At 49.2% G+C, this 25,612-nt stretch carries 24 protein-coding genes; 4 read left to right on the top strand and 20 right to left on the bottom strand.

The genetic code is table 11. From position 1 onward, the window contains the following. The first annotated feature begins 484 nt into the window (after positions 1-484). The 4 genes from LMJ53_RS07035 to LMJ53_RS07020 all read left to right on the top strand — a co-directional run bounded on the left by LMJ53_RS07035 (position 485) and on the right by LMJ53_RS07020 (position 3,596). Positions 485-1,270 carry a ubiquitin-like protein gene (locus LMJ53_RS07035; protein ID WP_229585423.1) on the top strand — a complete coding sequence of 262 codons (786 nt, stop codon included), beginning with the start codon at positions 485-487 and terminating at the stop codon, positions 1,268-1,270. A 266-nt stretch (positions 1,271-1,536) separates the two neighbouring features. Beyond that, positions 1,537-1,842, top strand: a complete 306-nt coding sequence (locus tag LMJ53_RS07030) for a DUF4160 domain-containing protein (protein WP_229585422.1) — start codon at positions 1,537-1,539, stop codon at positions 1,840-1,842. Between the two features lie 3 nt (positions 1,843-1,845). Next, positions 1,846-2,118, top strand: a complete 273-nt coding sequence (locus LMJ53_RS07025) for a DUF2442 domain-containing protein (RefSeq protein WP_229585421.1) — start codon at positions 1,846-1,848, stop codon at positions 2,116-2,118. A gap of 473 nt (positions 2,119-2,591) precedes the next feature. Next, entirely contained in the window at positions 2,592-3,596 is a 1,005-nt protein-coding gene (locus LMJ53_RS07020; RefSeq protein WP_229585420.1) for an FAD:protein FMN transferase, read from the top strand. An 85-nt stretch (positions 3,597-3,681) separates the two neighbouring features. On the opposite strand, the gene LMJ53_RS07015 is transcribed toward LMJ53_RS07020, so the two are convergent. The 20 genes from LMJ53_RS07015 to LMJ53_RS06920 form a co-directional block, all read right to left on the bottom strand. After that, positions 3,682-5,259: a general secretion pathway protein GspF gene (locus LMJ53_RS07015; RefSeq protein ID WP_229585419.1), complete on the bottom strand. Its 1,578-nt coding sequence runs from the start codon at positions 5,257-5,259 to the stop codon at positions 3,682-3,684. Positions 5,260-5,269: 10 nt separating this feature from the next. After that, positions 5,270-7,690: a LamG domain-containing protein gene (locus LMJ53_RS07010; RefSeq protein WP_229585418.1), complete on the bottom strand. Its 2,421-nt coding sequence runs from the start codon at positions 7,688-7,690 to the stop codon at positions 5,270-5,272. A 2-nt stretch (positions 7,691-7,692) separates the two neighbouring features. Further along, positions 7,693-8,892, bottom strand: coding sequence for a hypothetical protein (locus LMJ53_RS07005; protein ID WP_229585417.1), 1,200 nt, complete (start codon positions 8,890-8,892; stop codon positions 7,693-7,695). A gap of 39 nt (positions 8,893-8,931) precedes the next feature. Next, complete coding sequence (locus tag LMJ53_RS07000; protein ID WP_229585416.1) at positions 8,932-9,876, bottom strand: AgmX/PglI C-terminal domain-containing protein; 945 nt, start codon at positions 9,874-9,876, stop codon at positions 8,932-8,934. Further along, the gene (locus tag LMJ53_RS06995) at positions 9,873-10,397 is read right to left on the bottom strand and encodes an ExbD/TolR family protein (protein ID WP_229585415.1); all 525 of its coding nucleotides are present in this window, start codon (positions 10,395-10,397) and stop codon (positions 9,873-9,875) included. The genes LMJ53_RS07000 and LMJ53_RS06995 overlap by 4 nt, the downstream gene beginning before the upstream one ends. Next, positions 10,394-10,918: a biopolymer transporter ExbD gene (locus tag LMJ53_RS06990; RefSeq protein ID WP_229585414.1), complete on the bottom strand. Its 525-nt coding sequence runs from the start codon at positions 10,916-10,918 to the stop codon at positions 10,394-10,396. Before LMJ53_RS06990 ends, LMJ53_RS06995 begins: the two co-directional genes overlap by 4 nt. Further along, positions 10,902-11,561 (bottom strand): MotA/TolQ/ExbB proton channel family protein, encoded by a 660-nt coding sequence (locus LMJ53_RS06985; protein WP_229585413.1) that lies wholly within the window; start codon positions 11,559-11,561, stop codon positions 10,902-10,904. Before LMJ53_RS06985 ends, LMJ53_RS06990 begins: the two co-directional genes overlap by 17 nt. Before the next feature lie 12 nt (positions 11,562-11,573). Then, positions 11,574-11,936, bottom strand: coding sequence for a hypothetical protein (locus tag LMJ53_RS06980; RefSeq protein WP_229585412.1), 363 nt, complete (start codon positions 11,934-11,936; stop codon positions 11,574-11,576). Between the two features lie 3 nt (positions 11,937-11,939). Then, entirely contained in the window at positions 11,940-12,656 is a 717-nt protein-coding gene (locus LMJ53_RS06975; protein ID WP_229585411.1) for a tetratricopeptide repeat protein, read from the bottom strand. Beyond that, entirely contained in the window at positions 12,643-15,504 is a 2,862-nt protein-coding gene (locus LMJ53_RS06970) for a tetratricopeptide repeat protein (protein WP_229585410.1), read from the bottom strand. Before LMJ53_RS06970 ends, LMJ53_RS06975 begins: the two co-directional genes overlap by 14 nt. Further along, entirely contained in the window at positions 15,504-17,375 is a 1,872-nt protein-coding gene (locus LMJ53_RS06965; RefSeq protein ID WP_229585409.1) for a hypothetical protein, read from the bottom strand. The genes LMJ53_RS06970 and LMJ53_RS06965 overlap by 1 nt, the downstream gene beginning before the upstream one ends. Next, on the bottom strand, positions 17,360-17,890 hold the full coding sequence (locus LMJ53_RS06960) for an AraC family transcriptional regulator (protein ID WP_229585408.1): 531 nt from the start codon (positions 17,888-17,890) through the stop codon (positions 17,360-17,362). Before LMJ53_RS06960 ends, LMJ53_RS06965 begins: the two co-directional genes overlap by 16 nt. Positions 17,891-17,902: 12 nt before the next feature. Continuing rightward, positions 17,903-19,039 (bottom strand): DUF3570 domain-containing protein, encoded by a 1,137-nt coding sequence (locus tag LMJ53_RS06955; RefSeq protein ID WP_229585407.1) that lies wholly within the window; start codon positions 19,037-19,039, stop codon positions 17,903-17,905. Further along, positions 19,026-19,274 carry a DUF4266 domain-containing protein gene (locus LMJ53_RS06950; protein ID WP_229585406.1) on the bottom strand — a complete coding sequence of 83 codons (249 nt, stop codon included), beginning with the start codon at positions 19,272-19,274 and terminating at the stop codon, positions 19,026-19,028. The genes LMJ53_RS06955 and LMJ53_RS06950 overlap by 14 nt, the downstream gene beginning before the upstream one ends. After that, positions 19,240-19,737, bottom strand: coding sequence for a TlpA family protein disulfide reductase (locus LMJ53_RS06945; RefSeq protein WP_226749636.1), 498 nt, complete (start codon positions 19,735-19,737; stop codon positions 19,240-19,242). Before LMJ53_RS06945 ends, LMJ53_RS06950 begins: the two co-directional genes overlap by 35 nt. 14 nt (positions 19,738-19,751) lie before the next feature. Next, positions 19,752-20,396, bottom strand: a complete 645-nt coding sequence (locus LMJ53_RS06940) for an outer membrane beta-barrel domain-containing protein (protein WP_229585405.1) — start codon at positions 20,394-20,396, stop codon at positions 19,752-19,754. Then, a complete protein-coding gene (locus LMJ53_RS06935) occupies positions 20,366-21,097 on the bottom strand; it encodes an SH3 domain-containing protein (protein ID WP_229585404.1) in 732 nt (243 codons plus the stop codon). The genes LMJ53_RS06940 and LMJ53_RS06935 overlap by 31 nt, the downstream gene beginning before the upstream one ends. Continuing rightward, positions 21,098-23,704: a hypothetical protein gene (locus LMJ53_RS06930; protein ID WP_229585403.1), complete on the bottom strand. Its 2,607-nt coding sequence runs from the start codon at positions 23,702-23,704 to the stop codon at positions 21,098-21,100. 307 nt (positions 23,705-24,011) lie between these two features. Then, positions 24,012-25,055 carry a recombinase RecA gene (recA, locus tag LMJ53_RS06925; RefSeq protein ID WP_229585402.1) on the bottom strand — a complete coding sequence of 348 codons (1,044 nt, stop codon included), beginning with the start codon at positions 25,053-25,055 and terminating at the stop codon, positions 24,012-24,014. A 61-nt stretch (positions 25,056-25,116) separates the two neighbouring features. After that, positions 25,117-25,611 (bottom strand): CinA family protein, encoded by a 495-nt coding sequence (locus LMJ53_RS06920; protein WP_229585401.1) that lies wholly within the window; start codon positions 25,609-25,611, stop codon positions 25,117-25,119. Between the last annotated feature and the right edge of the window lies 1 nt (position 25,612).

Here is a 25,612-nt window from a genome sequence, read left to right as displayed (position 1 = left end):
TAACGTTTTCGCCCTTGGCGAGATACTTTATTTTGCGTCGCAAAAAGCTACATCCTTAAGCAGGGTGCGCTATTATAACCATCAAATATTTTTGTCTTTCCCAGTCGTTCCAAAGAAAATAATGTAAAGTAAACTTATAACTCCAAAAAAGCCAAACGCTATGAAGAACCAAAAAAGTAATGGCTCGGTAGCACGAGAGAATGCCATCGCTTTAATGTGTATGTCTCCAGCTTTTATATTGTCGAGTACACTTTTCCCGCCCCAAAAACAAAATACTAATAGTATTACATTACGCAGATTCAGTTTTTCTTAAAATTTCATAACTAGCCTTATGACACCTCATGGAACCGGCTGGGTCAGGTTCAAACTCTGACTCCAAACATGTTATCAAGACTCAATTAAATGTCAGTTTCTTTTACAAAAATAATAAGATAAAACGCAAGCTGCTGAATTTATTGATTTATATTTTTGGAGTGATTCTTGCTTGATTATTTTTTTAATTAAGGGCTGTGTAAAAATGTTGACAGAAAAACTGTATTTTCAAATCTTACGTTATCGAATGATTGCTCTTTCAATTATTCTCGTGGTTATTTGTTTTCAAACAAATGCCGCACCAATCTTTGTGAAGCTTCAATCAGGGCAACTGATAACCCTTCAAACAGAAGCATCAGATACGATTGAGAATATTAGACAAAAACTTCAAGATAAAGAAGGCTTTCCGCCGGATATTCAGCGTCTGTTTTTTAATGGCCGCTTCCTCGAAAATGAGCGGACATTGATGGATTATAATATTGGCAAAGACGCCATACTTGATTTAGGTACACCTTTCGCGAACATCAATATTAACCGTTCGGGAGAATTATTAGCGGGTGGGTATCAAAACTTCGCAATCTCGTTGGATAACGGCTTCAGCGACACTCTTATCTATTTAGAACCTTTAATAGTATCATCCAGCGCCGATAATCCATTTGTTATCCATTTGCAACTATTCAATCATAGGTATTCTGCAAATCAAATTTTCGACGTGAATGTTGCAAAACAATATTCTCTTTTTGAGTCGAAAACTTCGATTGGTACTTTTACCCCAAACCAGTTCAAAATTGATACTAGTGCACTTCTATTCAATGGCGAAGTTGGTACTTTTGCCATAGATACCATTGATGCCAAGAGCATAACTCTTACATATATGCCAGTCTCTGAGCCTTCTACATTTATCATAGCAATGCTGGGTTTTATATTTCTGATCTTCCCAAAGCGTCGATGGAATTGAATCTTTAATACCGCGGGCAACCGCGAACTTTATTAGTGAACGGCTCAAATTTCATCATGTTTAGTCTGTGATTCTGTAGGATCTCTAAACCGCCAATGTTCAATCACGAGTGATATTTTAATCACTACAACTAATATGCCCTCCCATTAGGTTGCAAGCCGCTCACGCCTGCACGGCCAAGGTTTTAAGACGAGGGGTGTTTAAGTGAGGTGCGTTAGCACCGAGCGAGTGACCTCGTCGCCTTGGCTGGGCAAATTTGACTCTCCGTGCAGTTGCAATATGATGAATCAACACTTTTCGTTGGGAACAAAGCAATGCCGATAATTAGTCGTTTTTACGGAATTTTGATTGCTATGTATTTTAATGATCACAATCCGCCACATTTTCATGCAAAATATTCTGGTTATGAAGCGTTATTTGCTTTCGATGGCACCATTTTAGAAGGCGAATTACCCAAACGCGCTGCGACCTTTGTGCAGGAGTGGATCGGAATACACAAGAGTGAATTAGAGGAAAACTGGCTTCGGGCCAGAGCTGGAGAGCCACTTAACTATATAGCACCTTTGGAGTAAATTATGTTGCACATTAAATCTGCAAAATATGTGACTGGTTACAAAATTTGGGTCGCATTCGATGATGGTTCATCTGGAGAGATCGATTTGAATGGCGAGCTGAGTGGGCCTGTATTTGAACCGTTGAAAGATATTGCAGTTTTTCGAAAGGTATCTGTTGATCCTGAACTTGAGACAGTGGTATGGCCAAATGGTGCAGATTTGGCGCCAGAGTTTCTTAAAAGACTGCAAAACAAGCAAAGCAATCCTACTCTTAAAGACGTGCAGTTTCTTTGAGCCTAATGACCTATATCCGCTCAAAGCAGCTGCTCACAGTTTTTGAGCAGAAATACTCTTAACGCTTAAATGCCCTGACCCCAACTAAGTTGCAAGCCGCTCAAGCCTGCACGGCCAAGGTTTTAAGACGAGCGATGTTTAAGTGAGGTGCGTTAGCGCCGAGCAAGTGACCTCGTCGCTTTGGCTGAGCAAGTTTGAACGAGCTTTCGCCGCAACGTAGGTCGCATTTTCTTTGCCGGACGTTCTTTTGGCGAAACAAAAAAACTCCCTCGCCAACGGCGAAAATGTTTTTTACAGTTATGACATACCGACATGACAACCCAAGGTCTATTTAAAACGAAATATGCGGTAATTTAAGGTGTTGCTTTACAATCAGACCACTGTTGATTGCAGCCCTGTCACTATTATCAAACTGTTTTGCGACAAACATTGAGTCAGCGCCTGTGCTCTGCAACAATGTTCCCTTCTTAACCATGAATAATGAGAACCCCGCCATGGGCGTCATACCTACTCACCTCCGCGCTTTGTTGTATCTGTGGCTCATTAGCGGACTATGGCCAACGCCTGCCGTAGCAGAGTGGCAGCGCCAGCCGTTTCAAACGATGGGTACGCAAGCCTATGTCGAGTTTTGGACTGAGGATAGCAGCCAAGGACCCTTGCTGATCAATGCCGTGCAAAACGAATTTGAACGCATTAATCAACTGATGAGCCCCTACCTTCAAAGCAGTGAGCTGAGCTTACTTAACCGCGATGCCAGCCAGCAAGCCGTGACCATCAGTGCAGAGCTTTACCAGTTGTTACAACAAGCCGAACAGCTCGCCGTATTAAGCGCAGGGGCCTTTGACATTAGCTTTGCCTCAGTCGGTTTTAGCTATGATTATCGCCAGCACGTCAAACCCAGTGTCGAGGATTTAGCCGCGCAGCGCAGTTTAATTAATTACCGGCATATTCAGCTGCTGGCCAATAACCAAGTACGCTTTGCTAAAGCCGGTGTAAAAATAGATTTAGGCGGTATCGCCAAAGGCTATGCGGTGGAACGGTCTATGGCGTTACTGGCGCAAGCGGGCATTCAACATGCGTTAGTTACCGCCGGTGGTGACACGCGCTTGTTAGGTGATAAACGCAGTCGTCCTTGGTTGGTGGCCATTAAACACCCACGTAAATCTGACGATATCGTGGCGCAATTACCGCTTATTAACAGCGCCATTAGCACCTCAGGGGATTATGAGCGGTTCTTTATCGAAGATGGAGTGCGTTATCATCATATTTTAGATCCGAAAAGCGGTGAAAGCCCTTCGGGTTTAATGAGTGTGACGGTGTTAGGTCCAGACACCACACGCACCGATGCACTGTCGACCACTTTATTTGTGTTAGGGCTTGAACGAGGTATGGCACTGATTGAGCAACAGGCAGACTATGAAGCCATTTTTATCAGCAGTGAACATCAATTGTATTTTTCATCGGGTTTAGCCCGCTAAGCTTTATGATATCCGCTTAGCGAACGCACTCTATTAGGCGCCGAGCGCCCGCGCAGCAAACACTCGGGGCACTCAGCTACAGAGCTTAGACAATAGGCGCAAACGCCGTTAAGCGATCTTGGCTGGCGGCATTACCTAAACCATGGAAAGGCGCGACCTCACTTAGTCGCCCTTGCTCACCATGCAAGGCTAAATAATTGAGCATCACCGTTTGTACTAATAAATTGACATTATTAGCGGCCATCGATGAGCCCGTTTCAACCGAAGCATCGGGGCGCATAAAACCAATTTGCTGGTGACGCGCTTGCTCGAGCGCCGTGCCCCCCAATAAACTGGGGCGACCATTCGGGTTATACACCAGCATAGCTGAGGCGGCAGTTGATGAGTTATCACCGGTCCACTCGCCTTTGCCACGGCCATTTACGCTGTCATCAATACGGCCATTACTGGCCACCGAACCATCAGAATACAGATAAATCATTAAAGGCTGATTACGTCTGGCGGCATATTCTAAGCAAGCGCCAATACAGCGGCCTGCGCGCAAATCACGTAGCTCGCCAGTACCCCGCTCGCCGGTGTGATAATCATAGCCACCAATGGTTACGGTGCCGGCTCCAGCAAAACCATTGACCACCAGCTTCATCACCGACGCGGTTTTACGAAATTCGGCATCGCTGTTAAATTCGGCGCTGGTAAAAATACCGCTATTCCCCACAATATCCGGATCGGCTGCAGGATCGAGGGTCGCAGGATTACCGAAACGGTCGGCCAAATCAGCGCTTTTAACATAACCACAACGCACCAACTCTTTAATGACCTGATCCCGACTTACCGCCGAATTCACCCGCGCTAATTTGTTATCACTTAAACGCTGGATCGATTCCATAACGGCAACCGCGTCGTTTTGATCAAGCAGCCCAAACAAGTCGCCAACATCGACTAAACCGGTAACATCACTGGGTCTGTCAATCTTGGTTGGCCGCCACTCTGGATTATAAAACTCAGCCGGTGCCATCGAGTTGGCGCCAGAATCTGAGTTACGCGAGCCAATCAACGGCATCAGCGAGCCATTAGCACCGGCTTTGGCAATAGCATACATCGGGTTGTGGGGGTTATTGCCAGTATCATTTTCTGAGCGAGAGGGGATCACCGCGCCATTGGTCATGGCTTGCGTAGCCATGGTGGTTCGCTCTAAAATGCCGGCTAACAATTGTGAATCACTGTGAAAAGCTAAACCCAACTGCGTATTGACAAAACCACCGGCCGGATTGGCGGCATTCACTGCGCTGGGCACCATATCGGCGGGCAAACCTAATTTGCTATAGCCTTGGGTTGACAGAAAATCTAACTGCCCCCCCGCGCCCCCGACCAAAATATTAGAGCCTGCGATGTTGGCGCCACCGGCCAGATCAAAACAAATAAACGGGATCTTCCCTGCACCTTCGACGTTGATACCGCATTGGTTTTTCAACATTTCCAGATCAGGCGACAAACTGGCGTAAGCTTTAGTGGGATTGGCAAATAAGCTAAATACCGAGCCCGTGGTTAACATACCGGCGCCAATACTCATGCCGCAGGCAATAAAGTCGCGCCGGGTGACGGGCTTGCTATGACAGGCATGTAACAGCGGCGCATCCGGGTGTAAGGCTTTTTTCGATTTCATCAAGAGCTCCTTAATACACGAGCATTTGTGCGCTCGCCAGCACCGCAGTGCAGGCGGCTTTAGCGATGGTTTGAGTGCGTTGGCTATCACAACTGCCATGACATTGGCTTAACCTGTCAACTAGGTTATTTAGCTCTACTCGCGCATCGCTGTTGGCGATATCTGTGGCCGCTTGCAGGGGCATAAAACGCTGCAGTAACGGCTCAATCAAGCTATCTCGATTTGCGGGGCTCAACGCTTCAGCAGGGCTGGCATTAAAATCAATGGCCGGAAACCAGGCACTGCGCAACATCGAATTACTGATTGCCGCATTACAGTAAGCGATCCCTAACTGGGTAATGGCCATTTGCTGCGCCGAAATAAAGGTTTCAATATTCGGCATCGCCGGTAACTGCCGCGCTATGGTTTGATAGGTATTGGCTACCGCAGGGTTCGCTTGTGACACGCCGGTAAGCTGACTCATGCTGGCATGGATTGCCGCGAACGGCCGGATGCCAATATCGCTACTGCTGGAACTTGCCATACTGATTTCTTGCTGCGGAAAGCTGACCTTGCTGCGCACATTGCTAAAGGCGCCAATCTCGGCGAACGATAAGAAAAACTCATCGCTACTCGCGCCCGACTCAGCCGCAATAATCGTGCCTAAGGCCGATAAGGTGTGAGGCTCGGTCAATGCCGTGCCAGTGGGTACGTTAAAGCGTTGTTTGATCCACGCTTGACCGCCGCTGCTCTCTTTACCGTTAATCGCTAACGCCATACCGCTGATCGTTACATCAGCAGGTAAAGCGACACCGTCTAAATTAATCAGATAAGGCTGACTAAACAGGTAAGAGTAATTATCAAACTGCGCCACCTCAAACACGATGTAGCTTTGCGGCAAATCAATTAAGTGGCCTATGGCAAACGGCAAATAGAACTTCTGGCCAACGCCAATACTGAAGTTTTGAGTGACTTGTTCCGCACTGAGCGCACGGTTATGAATGGCCAGTAAACGCACACTGCCCTGCCACTGCCGACTGCCATCCGCCTCACTGCCCAGCATTAAGGCAAAACTGTCATCCCAGTTACTGATACTCGCCGCCTCGCGCCGCACACCACTGTCTTGGCCATTGACATAAATACGCTGGCCGTTAACCGGATCTTGCGTGAGCACCACATGCTGCAAACTGGCTTGCAGTAGCTCATCAGCATCGGCAGTGCTCAGCGCGGGCTGCCCGGCAAAATTGCTTGCACTGCTGCGCAGTAAAAAATCATAGTTGTATTGGGTTTGCCCTAAGGTCAGGTTTCGGCTAATGGCACTGCCGGCATAACTAACTATGGCCGCAGGCCCTGCTTGCACCACGTTAGCGGGGATCAGCCAGGCTTCAATGGTGAGCTCTCCGGTTGCGCCAATCAGTCGAGCCAATTTGGCACTGCTTTGGGTGCTGGCTTGCGCGCGACCACGGTTAATGTGTAAGCCCCAGCCGGTAAGCCAGTTAAAATCGCCCTGTAAGGTTAAATTGGCCGCAGGCTCAACGCCTGAAGTATCAAACGCTTGGCTACCTTGGCCTTCTTTAAATTGATAAAACGCAATTTGGTTACTTTCATAACGCCCACCGCTAGAAGCCACAACGCCATCTTCAAGTCGCAAGGCTTTCGAGGGCACTAAGGTAGGATCCAGTTCCGCTAAGGGCACGGCATCAGCTATGTGGGTAATGGCGGCTAGCATTTGCGCCGCATCATTCGCACAATCAGACCAGCAGTTATGAAACTCCCCTCCTAGCCTGGCCACTAAGCGGGATAATGCGGGCCGATCTAAATTAATTAAACTACGGCTTGCCTGATAAGCCGCACTGAGATCATTGGCAGCAAAAAAAGGCGCTTGCGCTACCGTCGCCGAAGGCGCGTGGCAATTGACACAATACTGCCGTACCAAAGGATAAACTTCGGCGGCAAATAAGCCCGCGCTCTCGGGCAAGGCTTTACTGGCCCCAGCATCTCGTATCACTGGGGCAACTAATCGAACCGCAACTTGCTCTGCTCCGCTGGTATTGCCCCAGTTGCGTAACCACTGCGTAATAGTGTCAGCACAGGCAGTATTACTGCTTAGCCAGCAATTATGGCCACCCGCAACTTTTTGCACCAGCAAAGATTGCGCCGGATCGGCTAAGTTAACCAAGGGTAAGGCGGCAGTGTAAGCCAGGTTAATATCATCACGGCGTACAAAAAAGGGCGCGGTATTACCCGGTTGATGGCAACTGCCACAGCGGTTGTCTGCCACCAAGTTATCCCACAAATTGAGTTTAAACTGCTGAATATCGGTAGTTTGAGGTGCAGGGCCGTTATAGTTGTTCGTGTTATTTGGTAACGCTGGCGGCGGATTTTGCTCAACTTCTGCGCCACCACAACCGAGCAACAGCATACTGGCTAGTACTAGCAAGATAATTCGCATGTTCACTCCCCCATACAATAGGTGGCGGTGTCGGCGAACACCTGCTTTAAGTTATAACCGCTTTGACTAAACCGGTCGCGGGTTTGTTGGATCAGGCTAACATCGGCCAGGCTTTCTGGTGGCCGCAAACAGGTGGTTTCGAACACTTTTTTCACCTGACACTGCGCAAACGCCACCGAGTTGGCTAATTCTTGGCCTAAGCTTTTCGCGCCATAACCCTCACCCGGTAAGCTGTTGTCCCAACCCAGTGCTTGATTGCGCCCTTCCCGCCAATAGTTTTGCCAAAAATCATCTTCGGTTTTGTAACCTAGCGGGAAATTACCCGAGTTAATATGGTATTTCGGCTGCACGCGACTGCCGGTTTGATCATGACTGCTGCCTGTTGGCTGATAAAACAAGCGGCCATTTTCCCCCGTTTCATCGGTAAATTGATAATCGTAATAAGCAAAAGCTTGCGCCAGCGGATCCATCCCGGCATGGCAGGCAACACAGCGATTATGAAAAATTCGGCTATCGCCACCGGGGCTGCGGCTGACATCTTGGCGGATCCGATCGGTAGGCGTACTGCCATCTTTCAACAGCTCTAAGTCGGTGCACAGCTGGCTCATTAACGTAAAACGCAGCATGGCGCGATTGGTACCTAAATAGAAAAACGCTTTTGCGCCAGCGCGACTGGTCATCACACCGGCACTGGCCTCGGCGGGAATGCCCAGCAAACTGCTTTGCGAGCGCGGTTCCAGATACTGTTGTAAATCGACCCCTTGCTGATCTAACGCAGCGTAATGCGCATTGTTATTGGCGGCGTAAGGCGGTAAACCTAAGCTGTCCGCGGCCACATACAGCACGTCGGTTTGCAAAATCTGCCGAAAATCGACGTTATCACGCACCAAACCAATAAGGGTGGCACTGTAATCATTCAACGGTTCAAAAATATCCAAATCACGGTTGGTGGCCGGCGAGGCAAACAACTTTAGTGTGGTGCGATAAAAGTCTGGATGCTGCATTGCCACATTCGCGGCAGCCTGGGCGTTACCCTGCTCCAGTAACGTGGTCATTTGCTGCAAGGTTGCCGCATCAGCTGGCACGCCAGCTAAGCGATCATGTAAGCGTTTGGCTTGCTCTAAAGCACCAGCCGAGGCGGTAGAACTGCAGAACAGCGCTAACAGTAAGCCGGGTAAAAACCGCTTAGTATAGCTTTGCATAGTTATCTCCTGCCCGCTTAACCGGGTACTCCTGCCCGCTTAACCGGGTAAAAATGCGATAGTCCACTGCGAACGGGTCGGCGCCACATCCGCCGCGCCAAAATTCACCGCTTGCAAGCGCAGTTGTAACTGCCGCTCCAATCGCTCGTCATTTAATTCACTTTCGATAATCGACACCTGCGCCAAACTGCCATCGGGGTTGATAATCAGCTCAAACACCACCTTGCCTTTTAACAAGGGGTTGGCGCGTAACGCCCGGTTGTACAAGGTGTATAAGCTACTTTTATTCGCTTCTAGTATTTGGCGAATACTGGCTTCGCTACGCCCACCCTGCGCCGCCGCATCCGCATTACCTGCACTACGACTGGTGGTGCTTGATGCGGGTGCTGAGCTGGCTAAACCACGTAGCTCGGCATCAGTTACACGTACATTTTCGGCTTGCGCTAACTCAGCACGCGCAATATCCGAGCTCACTGCAACAGCCGCTTTCGCCGCTGTCTTCGCTAACACGGGGTTGGCGATGGTGTCAGGCTCTGTTACAGCAGCACTTTGCTGTCCCTCGCGTTGTAATTGTGGTGCTTGGCGGTTAACCGTAAAGGTTTGCCTTAAGGCCGCTAACTCATCTTGCATGGCTAATAACCCCGCTTGCTGTGCGGTAGCACGGGCTTGCTCTGGCGTAACGAGGCTGGCTTCAACAACTTTCGCTTCAGGCTTGGCTATCGGCTCAGGTTCAGGCTCGGGTAGCGGCTCGGGCTCAGGCAACACAATCGGCTCAGGGGGGATAATCTCCCGCTGCTCCAGCACCACTCGGGCTAACTGTGGCGGTAACTGTTCTAACTGCGTACGACTGCGCTCAGGCACTTGATAAAGCGGTATGGCAATCGACAACACCAGCAACAGCACCAAGCCGGCAATCACCACCCGAGTAAAAAAGGTATCTTCATCTTGCCAGCTCGCCTGCTGTTGCCAAGTCAGTGTGCTCATGGCATCGCCTCCAACACCTTACTGCGCTGCTCAACGGCTAATGAAATATCACGATACTCAGTGCCGGCACACATTGCCATTAAACGCCGCAGCACCGCATAGGAGGTGCTGGCATCAGCTAAAATGGTCAGCGGTCGCCCCAGTGCTTGCTGCTCTTCTGTGAGCGCAGCGGTACGACCGGCTAAATAGTTCAGCTCTTGCTGCACCGCCTCGCTTAATTCCTCTTGCCATAATGCAGGCGCTTGTTGCCAATCACCGCGCCAAATAGCTTTGCCTTGAATTAACACGCCATTTGCCGTCACAGTGAGCAACACCTGCTCACGCGGTAACTGTTCTGACACCGATTGCGGCAAACGCATGTCTTTATTACTGGGTAATACCACCACATCCGACTGATTCACCATCAAGAAAAACACCAAGATGGTAAAAATATCCATCAACGCCACCAGGTTTAATTTTGAGCTTTGCGCCAGTCGTTTGTGTTGCTTGAGCATGCGTTTTGCACGAAATGATTGCTTCATTCTGTGACCTCGCTGGCGCCAGCGGGCAACTGCCCCAAGGAAATTAATGGAAACAACTCCGCATCAACCACCGAGGCGGCAACTACGGTTTTAAATGAGCGCACTGTGTCCATGGCACTGACTAACGTTTGGTAATCTAAGTCTTCTGGTGCGAGTAGACTGATATCACGCTTGTCGATTTGTTGCTGTTGCCAGGTCAATTTCAGATCTTGTAAAAATGCAGACAGCGCCACAAAGTCAGGCTCTGCGTCTGGCGTGTGGCTAAATTCTCGCAGTAACTGACCGGCCGGATAATTTAAGCGCAGCCGATCGCTTCGCAGCTCCAATTCCAGCACTTGCGGATCCTCTCGCTCTTGCTGCATTAACTGCTCAACTTGGGGCGGCAGTTGAATGTTCAGCACGCGGATCTGAGTAAACACTAAGCTCAGCAACAACACGGGCACCAACACAATCATCAAATTCAAAAAAGAGGTGATGTCGAGCTCAGCGTCGTTTTGCTTAATTTTATGCTTTCTGATCATCCCGGCCACCCGTAAAACGTTGTCCGATACTGTTCATCAATTTGATGCCGGCCATCTCCATGGTGTCGACAATACTGGCCGTTTTACTTTGCAATAATGCATGCACAAAGACCAACGGGATCGCGGTCATCAAACCAAAGGCGGTGGTGTTCATCGCCACCGAAATACTGGATGACAATAAGCTGGCTTTTTCAGAAGGATCGGCATTTGCTACCGCCGAAAAGGCAGCAATTAAACCCACAATGGTACCGAGTAAACCGAGTAAGGTGGCGACATTGGCTAAGGTGGCTAAAAACGGTGTGCGTTTTTGCAAACGCAGGCTATATTCCAGTACCACTTCTTCCATGGCGTACTCCATATCTTCACGCCGATGTGATGACGATAAGCGATTGACACCGCTGGCGAGCATTAAACCTATGGCGGTTTGGCTCGATTCCGCTTGTTTTAAGATCGCTTGGGTATCGGCCGCGGCAATGGCCGGTTGTAACTGGCGATAGGCTTTTTGGTTATTGGCATACACGCCGCGTAAAAACCACCAACGCTCAATCGTAATGGCAATACCTAAAATCAAAATAAAGGCGATAGGGTAAATAAAATAGCCGCCTTCCTGCAAAAACCGCACTATGCTGTTGACGAAATCCATGCTGTAACCCTCTTAATTATTTTTAGTAGATACGGTATTGGCCGGTTGCTGTTGTAGCGACTGAGCCTCAATAAAACGCAGAAATTGCTGGCGATCCAGCGGCTGTATCGGTGGCGGTGGCACATCAAGCCCCGGCGCCGGAATACGAATTTGGGCAATACTGTCTTGCCATGGCAAGACATACAAGGTGCGCGGTTGCTCTTGGTTACCACTGATAGTGGTGCTGACATCAACCCGTACGCTCGCTGCCGCTTTGTTGGTTGCAGCAGCCGAGGGTTTAGGCTCTGGCAAGGCGCGGCTTTGTTGCTGCGCCAGTGTCGCACTCGACAGCAGCAATACAATTAGATAGGTGGCGGACATGAGATAATTCTTCATGCGTTACTCCTGTTGTGGCAGCAAACTCAGCCAAACTTCAGCCAGCGGATCGCCGGTAAGTTGCTGATATTGCGTGTAGTGATAACGAGCCTGCTCGGGTTGCTGTAAATACAGCTCATACAAAAACCCCAGGTTTTTATGCGCATCTGCATAATCGGCCTGCTGGTTTAATACCGCCAACCAATGCCGCTCGGCTTGTCGAAAATGCCCCGCCTGGCGCGCTATCACGCCAAGTAAATTGCTGGCTGCCACATAATCTGGCCGCAGTTCAAGCAGTTGGGTCAGCTGTAAGCGTGCGGCTTCAGTCTGTGCTAATTGCCAATAGCACAGCGCCAAGTTGTAACGGATCCCTGCAGCGGCAGGGACGACTTCAGCCAAAGGCTGCAATAATTGACTCGCGCCAGCGTAATCTTGTTGACGCATGAGTGTTTTTGCTTGCTGATAGCGCTCGGCTAAATCGGCAGTCAACGCTGGCCAAACCGTGGGGCTAATTACCGCAGTTGCCGTGGCGTTGTGGGCCACAGCATTGGGTTCAGCCTGGGCCTCTGTGGGGGCGCTAACACTCGGCTCGGTCACCGGCAGTAATGTTGACATTGCAGCGCAATGGCTGAGCAATAACAGCATGCCAAGTGCACCGCTGACACGGCGCAGCGCTCGCCATGGCTTGGCAATACTTTGTGCTACTAAGATGTTGCTAACGCTGTGTTTAATAAGCGTCATCGGCCAGCTCCAAATATACTTCAGGTTTGCGATAACGCGCCGGCGATAATTCGGCTAACTTAGCAAAACTGGCGGCTACCCACTGATCATAAAGTGGCTGCGTCACCAAGGCGGCATTTTGCTGGTGAATTTCAATCGCCAACTCTTCAAACGGATAGGCTTGCTCTTCTAACAATAAATCATATTGCTCTAGCGCCAGCGCATCTAACCCCTTGGGTCGCTGCGACGTTAACAACGCACCGGCCATCTGTTGATACAAACTGGCCACCTGATATTGCGCTTGGCTGTAAAAGTCGGCGACTAGCCAGCCCATGCTCATTTGCAGCTGCTCAATGGCCGTGGTCATGTGAGCTTGTTTTTTGCGTAAGTTATCGCGCAGCGGTTGCTGTAGCAGCACGGCTTCGAACAAACGACTGTGATATAACCCTAGCTGCAATGCTGCGTCGGCGGCCAAATAACGACTACGCTCAGTACCCTGAGCTTGTTGCTGCTCGGCACTGACGAGTTGCTGATACCAAAAATTACGCCGAGTCAGATCATTATCCGCTTGATACAATTGCACCAACACCGCCCGCGCTTCTTGCGCAGCTAAATGCGGTTCGGGATAACGATTGGCATAACGGCGATAAGCTGACCGCGCGGCATCGCGGTTGCCCGCGCGTAAATAATAATCGGCGGCTTTAGCTAATAAGCTTTGCTGCTCGGCGCCCTCTGCCAAGCGTTCAATTTGTGCACTGAGTAAGTCGGCCGCTTGCTGCCAATCTTGCAACTGCTCATAGCTATTTAACAACGCCAAGCTAATCGCCGTTTGCTCGGTGCTATTTGGGTACTGCTGCTGATAAGCGAGCATTAACTCAATCGCCTCTGCCCAAGCTTGTTGCTCTAGCTGCAAACTGATTTGCTGATAAGCCGCGCTTTGATGATATTCCGAAGTGGGTAACGCTAATAAGCGTTGCAAATGGGCTAACTGTGCACCAACAGACAAATAGCCTAGCTGTGCTTGCTGATAAATCGCTGAGGCGCGCTGCGCCGTTAATAACTGCGTACGGCTGCGACCTAACTCACTAGCATCGTTTTGATACAACGCCAGCAACGGTTCAATGCTTTGCTCTGCTGCGGCAAAGTCGTCTTGCGCTAATAGCGTTTGACTGACAATAAAACGCGCTTCATTTACTAAAGCTGGCTGACTTAACTCTGGATGTGGCCATTCTGTTACGCGACGGGCGAAACTGGCGACGTCAGCAAAGGCTTGACGCTGATACTGATCGGTCAGTTGGTTTAAGGCAATTTGCTGTGCCGCCGGATGCCGGCTGTGCCAACGGACAAATTGATTTTGCTCATGCCACCAATGAGCCGACAGCTCGGTTACATCGGCGCTGTTATGGGCACTGGCGGTATTAAAGATGCGCTCACTCAGTAATAAAGCGCGATATGCCGCCTGCTCAGCATTAACATTGCGGGCGTTCAGTTCGACCACGCCGTACCCCAGCTGCTGATAGAGTGCGAGCGCAGGTTTAGGCTGACCGCTTGCCGCTAACGATTCGGCCAATAAATAGCGCACATCATCGGGCCACAATAAGCTGTCATCGACTTGTTCAGCCGCCACAAACGGCTGTATTACTAGCAATTGCTGCCAAAACGGCACCGCTTCAGCAAATAAACTCGCTTGCTCGGGCACTGCGGCTTGCTGGGCTAACTGATAACGTTGCCGGGCAAAATAATCGAGGTATTGCGCCAAGATGGGCGCTAAGTCTGCTTGCTCACGCGGTAGCGCTTTTTGCCAAAAGGCACTGGCGGGGCCAAATAAACTGACAAATCTCAACTGTGCCTGCTCGGCAGCCGCAGCATCGGCCTGTGCTAAATGGTATTGCACAATCTTCAATTGCATCTGTGCTGCTTCTAATGCGAACGGCTGATAAGTAATAAATTGCCGATAGCTGTCAAGCGCCGCTTGTTGCAGATCTTTTTCAAATAAAAAGTCAGCCAAGCCCTGAAATAACTGCGCCTGAAACGCCAAGGGCCGACGTTCTGCCGCTTTATCTTGATAAGGCGTACGCTGCAACAAGGCTAATAAACTGCTCGCCTGCTCTTGATAACTCAGCGAAATACTTAAAATGCGTTGTAACTCTTGCTGCAGGCTTTGTTGTTCATCCAAGCTGTTTGGCTGCGCAGTCATATCCAGCGCCAGCAAGAAAGCTTCATCCGCTTGCGCATACTGCTGCAACTGAAAATGGCTCCAGCCACGCATATACAACGCATGCAGCTTTAGTTCCGTTTTAGCGAATCCCAATACCTGGTTAAAGGCCTTTAACGCGGCGCTATAGTTAGCCTGACTGTAATCAATATCACCTATTCGAAACCATAACTCGGCAGCAAATTCGCTACGCGGAAACTGCTGTAATAACCGTTGCATTTGCTGCTGTGCTGCCGCATTGTCGCCACTTAAATCTAAGGCCCGAGCTAACTGATAGCGGATCAGTTCGTTATTCAGATCATCCGGATACGCTTGTAAAAGCTGTTGATACTGGGCAATTAAACTGGCTAAGGCTTGTTGCTCAGCGGCAGGAGGCAAAGCCATCCGCTCTAATTGTTGGGTATTCAGTTGCGACAGCCGATACAACACTTTTTGTCGTACATCGGCTGCCGGTGCTAGGGCTAATAACGATTGATATACCTGTTGTAATTTATCGGCATTAACCGTTTCGGGTGGCTCAGAACTGAGTGGGGTATAAGGCATAAACTCACCGAGCGTAGGCCGACGCACCACTTTTTCAGTTGGCGTGCTGCAGGCGGTTAACAGTGTCGTGGCGAGCACAGACAGTAGCAACCATGACATTGGGTGACGCATCAGTTGGCCTCCTCGGTGCTCAGCAACACTTGCTCCATTAACCGCGCAATGGCTTGGGTGTTCAGCCGTTGTAAGGCCATCAGCTGCTCGCGCTCTGCTAAACGTTGTTGCTGTAACGCCTGATTCAAGGACCTCAATAATTGTTGTTGTTGTTCTGCCAGCAACACGCTAAAACCTTGCTCATTAGCCATGCTTTGGGTTAATTGTTGCTGCTGCGCCAATAGCCGTGTGGTTTTACCCTCTAACGCGGTTAAGCGCTGGATACCGCTATCAATCTGCTGTAACTCAGCGGCTAGCTGTTGCTGCAACTGCGCTAACTGATAACTGCGCTCGGCACTATTTTGTTGATAGTGCCAGGTTAATAAGCCTTTAAGCCGCTGTAAGCGGGCATTTTCTGCGGTCATGTCGCGCCCATCTGCCGCTAACTGCTGAAGCCGGCTGCTGGCCCGCGTGAGCATTTGTTGCTGTTGGCTAAAAGCCTGCTCACCATCGTTAAGCCACAACAATTGTGCCATCGGCTCGGTTTGTGCTTGGCGTATCGTCTCGGCTAAGGCAGCGCTTTGTGCCTGCAAGCCTTGCTGTTTAGCCGTTAAACGGGGCAAAGCTTGAGTCAGTAATTGCTGTTGCTGTAACAGCTTGCTTTGCACCACGTCAGTTAAATGCGCTAAACGTACTAATCGTTGCTGCTGCTGTTGCTGCAACTGCGCTACGGCGTCTAATTGCCGGTTTAATTGATATAACGCGGCCTGCTGGCGTAATTGATAAAACTGCCACGGCGTTAACGTATCTGGATTAGCCAATTGCTCCGCAGTGACAGGCACCAGATAACCGGCATTAGCCGTTAATTGACGTTGGTAATATTGCTCAGCCCAGCGGTAAGCCGCTAGCGCCTGTTGCTGCTCAAAGGTGAGTTCCAGTTGCATACCAATTTGATGCGCTGCCAGCCAACTCGCTGGCGCCAAAGGGTAACGCGTGATTAATTGCTGCAATACCGCTAATAACACCGGGATCTGTCGGTTTTCGATCAGCACATCACGGTATAGCGTCATGGCGGGTAAAGTGAGCACGCTATTGCTGGCAAAGCCTCGCAGCACTTGTTGCGCTTCGGCCCAGCGTTTTTCATCCACTAACAAACCGGCTTTTAGCAGCAATAAGTAATCGGCCAAGGCATCGCGCTCAACCCGATTATCACTGCCCATGGCGGTGTTTGGCTCGCGAAAGAGTTGCTGCCAAAAACTCAAACTGGTTGGCTTAGATAACGCAGTATTTAACCGCGCTAACAGTGGTAATGCCTGTGCGCTTTTTTGCTGTTGGCGCAGCGCCAAGATATGGTTAATGACCACATAAGGTAATTCAGCTTGACCCGCCAATTGCTGAAACACCTTGTCATCAAAGGGGGTTATATTGGGCCAAGTTAACATCTGCTGCAATAAAGTCGCTTGCCCGGTTAACTGCAACAGCGGTGCAGTAAGCTTGGCAAAGTAAAAGCGCGCCTGCTCCGGTTGCTGTTGCTCAAATTGATATTGGCTAAATTGCAGCAACGCCACGTTGCGTAACTCTTGAGGTAAAGCCCCATTCAGCGTTTGCTCGGCTAGCAGTTGCTCTAATAATGCGGCAGTGGCCGCAGGCATGTCTAATTGCAAAAATAAGCCTGCTTGCAACAAACGTGCTTTGGCCGCAGGCTCGGGCGCCAAACTTAAATGCAACAGCGCTTGATAATCATCGTCGCGATAAAAATGCCACGCTGCCAGCCGATACTGCTTTTCTGTTTGCAGTAAGGACTCGGTAGCCTGTGCACTCGGTGCGCTTAGCAGCAGCGTCAACAGCACACTGCAGCAACTGAACAGGCGATAACTCAATTGCCAGACCATGCTTCAACACTAAAGGCAGGTTGATAATTAGCCGTACTGTCCGTAATTTTTAATTCTAATAACACGGCAGTATCCGCCTTGGTAAAGCGGTGACTGATGGCACGGCGATAATCGCGCTTATCGGGGCCTTTACCCACAAACACCGCAGTTAAAGTATGTTCACCCGCGCGAATATTGCCTTTAAATAATGGCTGAATGGCGCCGCGCAACAACCCGGCAATGTCTTTTTCGGTGTACAGATACGCCGTAACCGACTCATCGTTAAGTTTAAGCTGGACACTGTCTAGCTGAAAAAACTGCCCAGCATCCACTGACAAAAATACCGCCAATTGCGTTTGTGCCGGAAACAATAATTCTTCTTCCAAAATGAACAATTCGCGATTCAAAGCAATAGCTTGTTGTTTTAATTGCTCTAGCTGCTGCTCTGCAGACTCTTGCGCCAGCAAAGGCATGGCAACGAACAGGCTTAGCAATAGGCTGGCAAGCAGGAAAAAACGCGGTCGGTGCAAGCTCATAAAACACCCTCGTTAAAAATAGACACTGAAAAACACCCGATAAACATTGGCGCTTAATTGATATAACGGCTCAGCACCGACGGCAGTATCGATTAGCGTAACATTTCGAAAGTTATTGTAATTAAAGCGGATATAATCCCACTCGATATTTAATTCGGGTTTAGCCGCCGGCCACCAAGCCCAACTTGCAAAGCGATAGCTGGCGCCCAAGCCAACACTGAGATTATTAAAATCACTGAGCTCTTTGTCTCGCGCCATAAAGTTTTGCTGATTAGCAAACTCGAATAAATCGGCATAAAACGACGCTTCACCTTGCTGATACCAGCGAATATGGCTATCTAACACCCAACGCTCTCCCAGTGGGTGCACATACTCTAATTCCGCATCAAAACCTGTAATATCCCAGCTGTCGTTGTAATGACGTAGTGAAAAGGTCACGGCTGCGCGATACGGTAAGTAAAATTTATTCACTAAGCCTACCGCAAAACTATTGCGCGTTTCGGGATACACTTCAAATTGATAACCATAGCCAAGTTCAGCCAAGGGATCGCGAAAACGCACACTGCGATAGGGATTGTTTAAAAAGCCTTGCTCCATATCGACGTCAACATTTAAGGCACTGATCCAGCGCTTACTCAGTACTTGGGTGATCCCCAAGCTATAACTGTAGCGGCGTAACTGCTCACTGAAGCTTGCATCGCCATTGCGACCAATGTCATCGTTGCCAATGCCGGCATTTAAACTCAGGGTTGTCATACCGCCAAAAGTATCGTGCGACACGCCAAAAGACAGTGATTCGGCGTTGTAATCATTCTCGTCACTTTGTGCGTAATTTATCGATAAAATGCTGTTGCCGGTCAGGTAATCCATCCCTACTCGACTCTCAATGCGTGTCTCGCTGTAAGCTGAGGCCGTGGCCACCACATCTATCGAGGCTCCTGACACAGTATCGACATAATAAAAACCCGATACCGACACCTGGGTACCAATTTTGGTACGTAACATCAATGCCGGACCATCAATGGAAACACCGCCGCCTTGGTAACTATGCTGCATCAAATCAACGCGGTTATCGGGCAATACTGCACCAAAGCCAGCGGTGCTTAGCAACAATAACAAACCGCATAGCGCAGCCTTAATTGCAGCCACAGCCGCCTCCACCACTGCCATCGGCACCTTTGGCGGCTTCACGTGAGTCACGCACATGCACACTGTGCTGCAAGGCAATAGGATGACGACTAAAAGCCATAATTGGATCGGCTAATTCAGCGCGCTCATAAGGTTTAACCCATGGCTCAACACTGGCACAGCCCACCATACCCGCTAACGTCACAGCGACGAGCAACAGTTTAGTTGCGCAATAAGGTTTTAATATCGTTTTCATATTTTTGCTCATAGCCCGGTTTATAACCACGATGCACACTAAACACATCGCCATGTTGATTGATGATCACCGTAGTGGGCATCGCTTGTACTTGATAACGCTCTGATACGCTATTCTCGGTATCAAACAAGATGGGAAACTGTACCTGGGTTTTACTTAAATATTTTTGTGCCGCACGGCTATCCGCTTCAACATTCACGCCCCACACTTGCACCCCCAAAGGCCGATACTTGTTGGCAAGCTGATCTAATGCGGGCATTTCTTGTAGGCACGGGCTACACCAGCTAGCCCAAAAATTTAACACAATAATCTCGCCGCGTTGTTCAGCTAAACGTAGATTCACCCCCGTTAACGACTTAAGCGTAAAATCAGGTGCTTGTGCCGAATCGGTTGCATGCACCTTTGCGCTAACAGCGCAGTATGACAGCACAGTTAACAACAGGCTTAATAACAGTGTGCGCATAGTCTTTCCTTATATTAAAAATACAGCGCAAGCCCCAGGCCTAACTGTAAGTTATGGGTGGTTTTGCTCTCGGCTAAGATCGTGGTTTCAAACACATAGTCGGCTACCTGTAAATCCAGTGCCAGCCAATCGGTCATGTAGAGACGAAACTGACTCCCCAGCTTTACTGCAAAAACTTTGTCGCCCGCGAAATCAACATTACCGCCACCGGCAAAAATTGACCAACCTGTATTAAAGGCCCAGTTCCGACCTAAAAAAACTTGGCCTGGCAGCACCACGTAACCAAGCTCAGCACCGTAATAACGCCACTCGCGTTCGCTATCAGTTAATAAGGGCGCCGCAGCGCCACTTAAGCGCTCGTAAGACGTTAACCCTGCTTTGGCTTGAGCAAACTCAGCATTAACATAAAAATCTTCATTGATATGGTAACCCAGTTGCAGCGCCACTAAACCGCTACTGCCAAAGTCTTCGATGGCGATAACCCCCCCGCGCAGCGCTAACACAACATTCTCGCTATCAAGCTTAGCGGGTGTCACCTGCGATTGCTCGATTTCTGGCTCAATCCGTGCCGTGGTGCTGTTTGCTTGCTGCGCGCAAACGAATGGACTTAGCCATAATAAACTGCTGACTAAAAGGCCAGCTTTAATCCGATTAACCATGTATTTGTCTCTTCGTTAATATCACGTTCGGTGCTAATTAAGCCACGCCGATAACGTAAATTGGCTTGTAAACGCCGGGTTAGCGCATAATCCAGCCCTAATTCCATGGTGGCCATGGGGCTATTACGCTCAGGCGTTTGTACCAAGATAGTTCGTGGTTGAGTTAACAACACCCCCCCCCCTAAAGCAAAATAGGGCGACCAACGCCAGTGCGGCCAAGGGCTAACGCCCAATTGCACTAAAAACTGTTGACTGCTGGCTTGTTGACCACTGCCCTGCCCAGCACTGAGTTCAATAAAAATCACATCGGAGAAGTCATAGCTGGCACTGAGTTGGTAGTAACTGGTACCGGCAAAATCACCTGCAGCCAACCCTAACTGCCATGCACTTGGCGGCTGATCAACTTGCCATAGACTGGCCAAACTTTGCTCGCCCTCGGGCAAATACAGGTGCGCGAGAGCGGCACTGGCTAGCCATAATGTTTGTTGCCGATATTGCACGCGGATCCAGCCCCCGCGCTGCTTGAGTAATGTTAGCGCGTCACCTTTTAACACCACCTGCACTATCGGATACCCTCTACCAGGGCCGGTATGTAGCTCAACAAAATCTTGTTGCACCACCACTTGCTGCGCCTGTAGCGGTAAGAACGCGAGCAGTAAGCTACAAAATAGCCCACAACCTATTTGCGTTAAAAAGCGCATCTAGGGCAGTTCCACAGCAAAAGGGGAATTGTAATATTGCGCGCCCATATCGAGCCACTGGCTAATCAATCTTAATTCGACTGGCGACAAATACCCCTGATGACGCCCGCCTGGGGCAAAAGTTTGGAAGAAACGGCTACTGCCCAGGGCATTTCCAGCCCGCAATAAGGGCGGGACATTGACCGTGATCATGACCGGGATCGGTTGCTCATTTTCATCCAAAATCAACTCGCCATTGGCATCTCGCAAAAACACTAAATTGCCGTTGCCATCGACCGCTTGCACTAAACGGTCAACGAGCACCCCACCCAGCAATTCTTGCTCGTTATCATTACTCAGCAACTCTCGGTAACTGGTTAAATGTGCCGCTTGAATGTCCGAGGCTTGAGCCGTTAGCTCTAACTGCGCAGCGGGCAGCCTAGCATTGCCTGCGACATCGCTACGGCTATGACAGCTGACACAGCTGTTGTCTTGCAGCAGTTCATTACTTACAGGGTCAAATTGGCGACGGTCACGTTGCCACAAGGGTTGTATGTGTGTGGGATAATCAATGCGCAAACGACAGGCCGCTTGCCAGCGCTCAAAGCAATCCAAGCCTACCGGTAAGGTAGTGGCGAGCTCACTAAAGTCATTTTGTTCTGGCGGATCCGGCTGACGGCGCGCGGGATCGGTCCATAGATCGGTATAGGCTAAGCCGGCACTTAACGTGGGCTCGCCTAGCAAACGTGCCAAGGTTTGCGCCATGGTCTCACCGGCATTCGGTGGTAATTGCGGATTAGCATTGCTAAAAGCGCTACTGGCATTTTCTGGCCCCGGATTAATCGTCGGCCATTCGCCTGTTAAACGCCCGTGTGGCCGAGTATTGGTCGCGCTATGGCAACCATTACAACGGAGTGTCTCGCCCGGCGCTAAGGTGATCCATTGCTGATGTTGCGCAGAAACGACCTGCCCTTCAGCATTCAGTAAGCTAAGCGCTAACGGCACATTGGCCGGGACTTTTACTCGTACCGAACCATCAGGTTGCACCGGTGTACTACCGACCAATTCACGCATCAACTGCCGACGGTTTACCCCATAAGCAAAATTAGGCACCTCTCGCACCTCTTCTGGAGGAATGGGCACGCCACGAATCAAGCTTAAATAACGAATGGGCCGTTGTGCCGCACTTGTTTGCATCGGATCCGATAATTGGCTAATGGGCAACACCGCTTCCCCACCGATATCATAAACACTACGAATATCTAAAATCGCTTCGCCACGCTCTACCAGAGTAAGATCCGCGTCTGGGTTACTGGCTAAAAACGCGGGTCGCGGATACTGCTGCATCACCACCGCTTCAGTTAGCAACTGCTGCTCCGTTCCTAATTTCACCGGAACTTGGGTTTGCTTCGCTAAATCGAATAACCATAATCCAAATAAAGGATCAGCCGCGGGGTAAGCACTGGCATCATCAACCTGCGCACAAGGCACGATTTGCTCATTCACTCTGACCCGACAAGGTGACCAACTGAGCAGATAACGCGATGAGCCATCTTGTAACGCAAAGACATTTTGCACTAAGCCGGCAGGCTCAGCGCGTAAGCTATTATCAAAAGGCCAAGGGAGCAAGGCGGTCTGTGCCGGTAAGTTTAACTGTTGTTGATATAACGGCTGCGTGTTATCGCTGGCCAGTGCTAAGGCTATCTGCACGGGTAAGGTATTTAAGTGCGTTTGTTGGCGGTTTTTTAATAAGGTTGCGATCTCACCATCGGCCAGTAACAAGGGTTTGGCAAATTCCACCACCGTGTCCTTCGGCCCGCTGCGATGCGAATGCCAACCATACAACAGCTGATTACTGGAGCCATCAGGGCGCATTTGATACCAATTAAACATATTACGGTCGCTTTGATTATCCCAACGACTGTACAGAATATGCCCATCGGCTTGCACCAATGGATACAAATCGTGACTTAAGTTAAAACTAATTTGAGTTATCTCGCTGCCGTCGGCATTCATTACATGCAGATTAAACGCCGGCCCCTGCAAATCTTCATGTAAGGCACTGTACTGGGGTTTAAATTCATCTAATAAAATTTGCCGAGCTTTTTGCTGACGGGTAGAGCTAAAGACGATTCGACCGTCGGCTAACAGTGCGGGATTGATATCGTGCCCTTGCTCCGCAATAAGGGAATTACTGATAATCGGTGCCGCACTCTGATCAATCAGACTATAACGCCACAGACTCCAAGTGGGTTGTAACTCCTCGGGCACATTTGGTAAGGCCGGCGGTCGTAATGCAAACAACAGGCTATTGCCGTCAGGCGATACCAGCAGATCTTTAACGTCGTAGCCGCCATCAGGGAAATACTGCGCTAATATCGCTTGCTCTGCCGACTGCGCAAAAGCATTTTGTTTTAATATCAGTTGTGCACTAGGGTTAAATTGCTCTGGCGCAGTCAAATTCGTTTGGTAAGGATTGCCTGCGTCGTCAAATAACGCGCGTTGCACAAAAATGAGGGGGAATTCTTGCACTACCGGATCGGCTGGCTCGTCTTGCACGCTAATATCGGCCTTACAGCTGATTAAGCCGAAAATACTCAGAAGCAGCAAAAGGGTGTGTTTAGTCATTATTGTTATTACCCGCCACCAACTGCGATGACTCTAGTGTATTGCAAAAAAACTGAACCAAAATAACGTTATTAGAGTAGCCTTGGCCTGTGAGCAGAGCAATAGCTAATTTCAGCGCTAAACGGCGGGCTTGGGTGTTATTCCCGATAGTAGAAAAAGCGGTTTTGGTTGTGATTGCAACATCCTGCGTTAGCTCAATAGTTTAGTGCGCTTTCGCAAACGCGGCCTTTGCCCTTTGGCGGCAATTTAACTGCGCATAAAAACAAAAAAACCAGCATCACTGCTGGTTTTTTCTAACTATAAAGTATTATAGGTCTGCTTCGAAATCAGCAGGTATTGCCTCATCAACCACTTTTTCGCCCGGCTTTAACAACAAGCGCTCGCGCAGAATTTTCTCGATTTCATCCGCAATGGCTTTGTTTTCTTGCAAGTATTTCATGGCATTGGCCTTACCTTGACCAATTTTGTTACCTTGATAGGCATACCAAGCACCGGCTTTATCGACAAGGTTTTGCTGCACCCCTAAATCAATCAGCTCGCCTAGTTTGTTGATACCTGCACCATATTGAATAATAAACTCAGCTTGTTTAAACGGCGGCGCAACTTTGTTTTTCACCACTTTAACGCGGGTTTCGTTACCGGTAATTTCATCACCGTCTTTTACTGAACCAATACGGCGAATATCCAAACGCACTGACGCATAGAATTTTAAAGCATTACCACCGGTGGTGGTTTCTGGGTTACCGAACATCACACCAATCTTCATACGAATTTGGTTAATGAAGATACATAGGGTATTTGAACGTTTAATATTACCGGTTAATTTACGTAAGGCTTGTGACATTAAACGGGCTTGTAAACCCATGTGGCTATCACCCATGTCGCCTTCAATTTCTGCTTTTGGCGTTAAGGCGGCTACCGAGTCGACAATAACAACGTCAACCGCAGCCGAGCGCACCAACATGTCACAAATTTCTAGTGCTTGTTCACCGGTGTCAGGTTGCGATACTAATAATTTATCGACATCAACACCCAGCTTTTTAGCATAAATCGGATCTAAAGCATGCTCGGCATCGATAAAGGCACAGGTTTTGCCGTCTTTTTGTGCTTCAGCAATAACTTGTAAGGTTAACGTCGTTTTACCTGACGATTCAGGACCATAGATCTCAACAATACGGCCATAAGGTAAGCCGCCAATGCCAAGGGCAATATCTAAGCCTAAAGAGCCTGTTGATACTGCCGCAATATCCAGAGCGGTACTGTCACCTAGGCGCATAATAGAACCTTTACCAAACTGGCGTTCAATTTGGGTTAATGCGGCACTCAGGGCTTTTTGTTTGTTATCGTCCATCTCTTACTCCGGTAAAATCGGTCAGTTAGTAAACACTGTATGAGCATACAGTAGTAGAGTTTCAATTAGCTGTCAACAACAAGATGCTTTGCCGTAAGGCATGTTCAATGGCTTGCTGACGAACCTGCTGCCGATCGCCTTTAAAAACATGCTGTTGCGTGGTTATCGTGCCTTGTAAATAAAATCCAAAACACACTAATCCAACCGGCTTGCTGGCCGAGCCCCCCCCCGGCCCCGCAATACCTGAAATGGCAATCGCCAATTCAGCGCCAGCCGCTTTGGCAGCACCGCTGGCCATTTCAGCTACGGTTTCAACACTCACTGCGCCATATTGTAGCAAGGTGGCACTGCGTACTGCTAACAATTGCTGCTTAGCTTTATTACTGTAAGTGACGAAACTACGATCAACATAAGCTGAACTTCCGGCGACAGCGGTTAGCCAATAAGCAACTCCGCCACCTGTACACGATTCTGCAGTGGTGATACTGTAGTTTTTCCGCAATAATAGCTGCCCTAACTCACTGGCAAGGTCAAAACTTACTGATGCCTCTGTCATA

This window comes from Rheinheimera sp. UJ51 (genome assembly GCF_020819615.1).
GTDB lineage: Bacteria > Pseudomonadota > Gammaproteobacteria > Enterobacterales > Alteromonadaceae > Alishewanella > Alishewanella maricola.
This window is presented reverse-complemented; position numbering and strand designations above follow the sequence as displayed.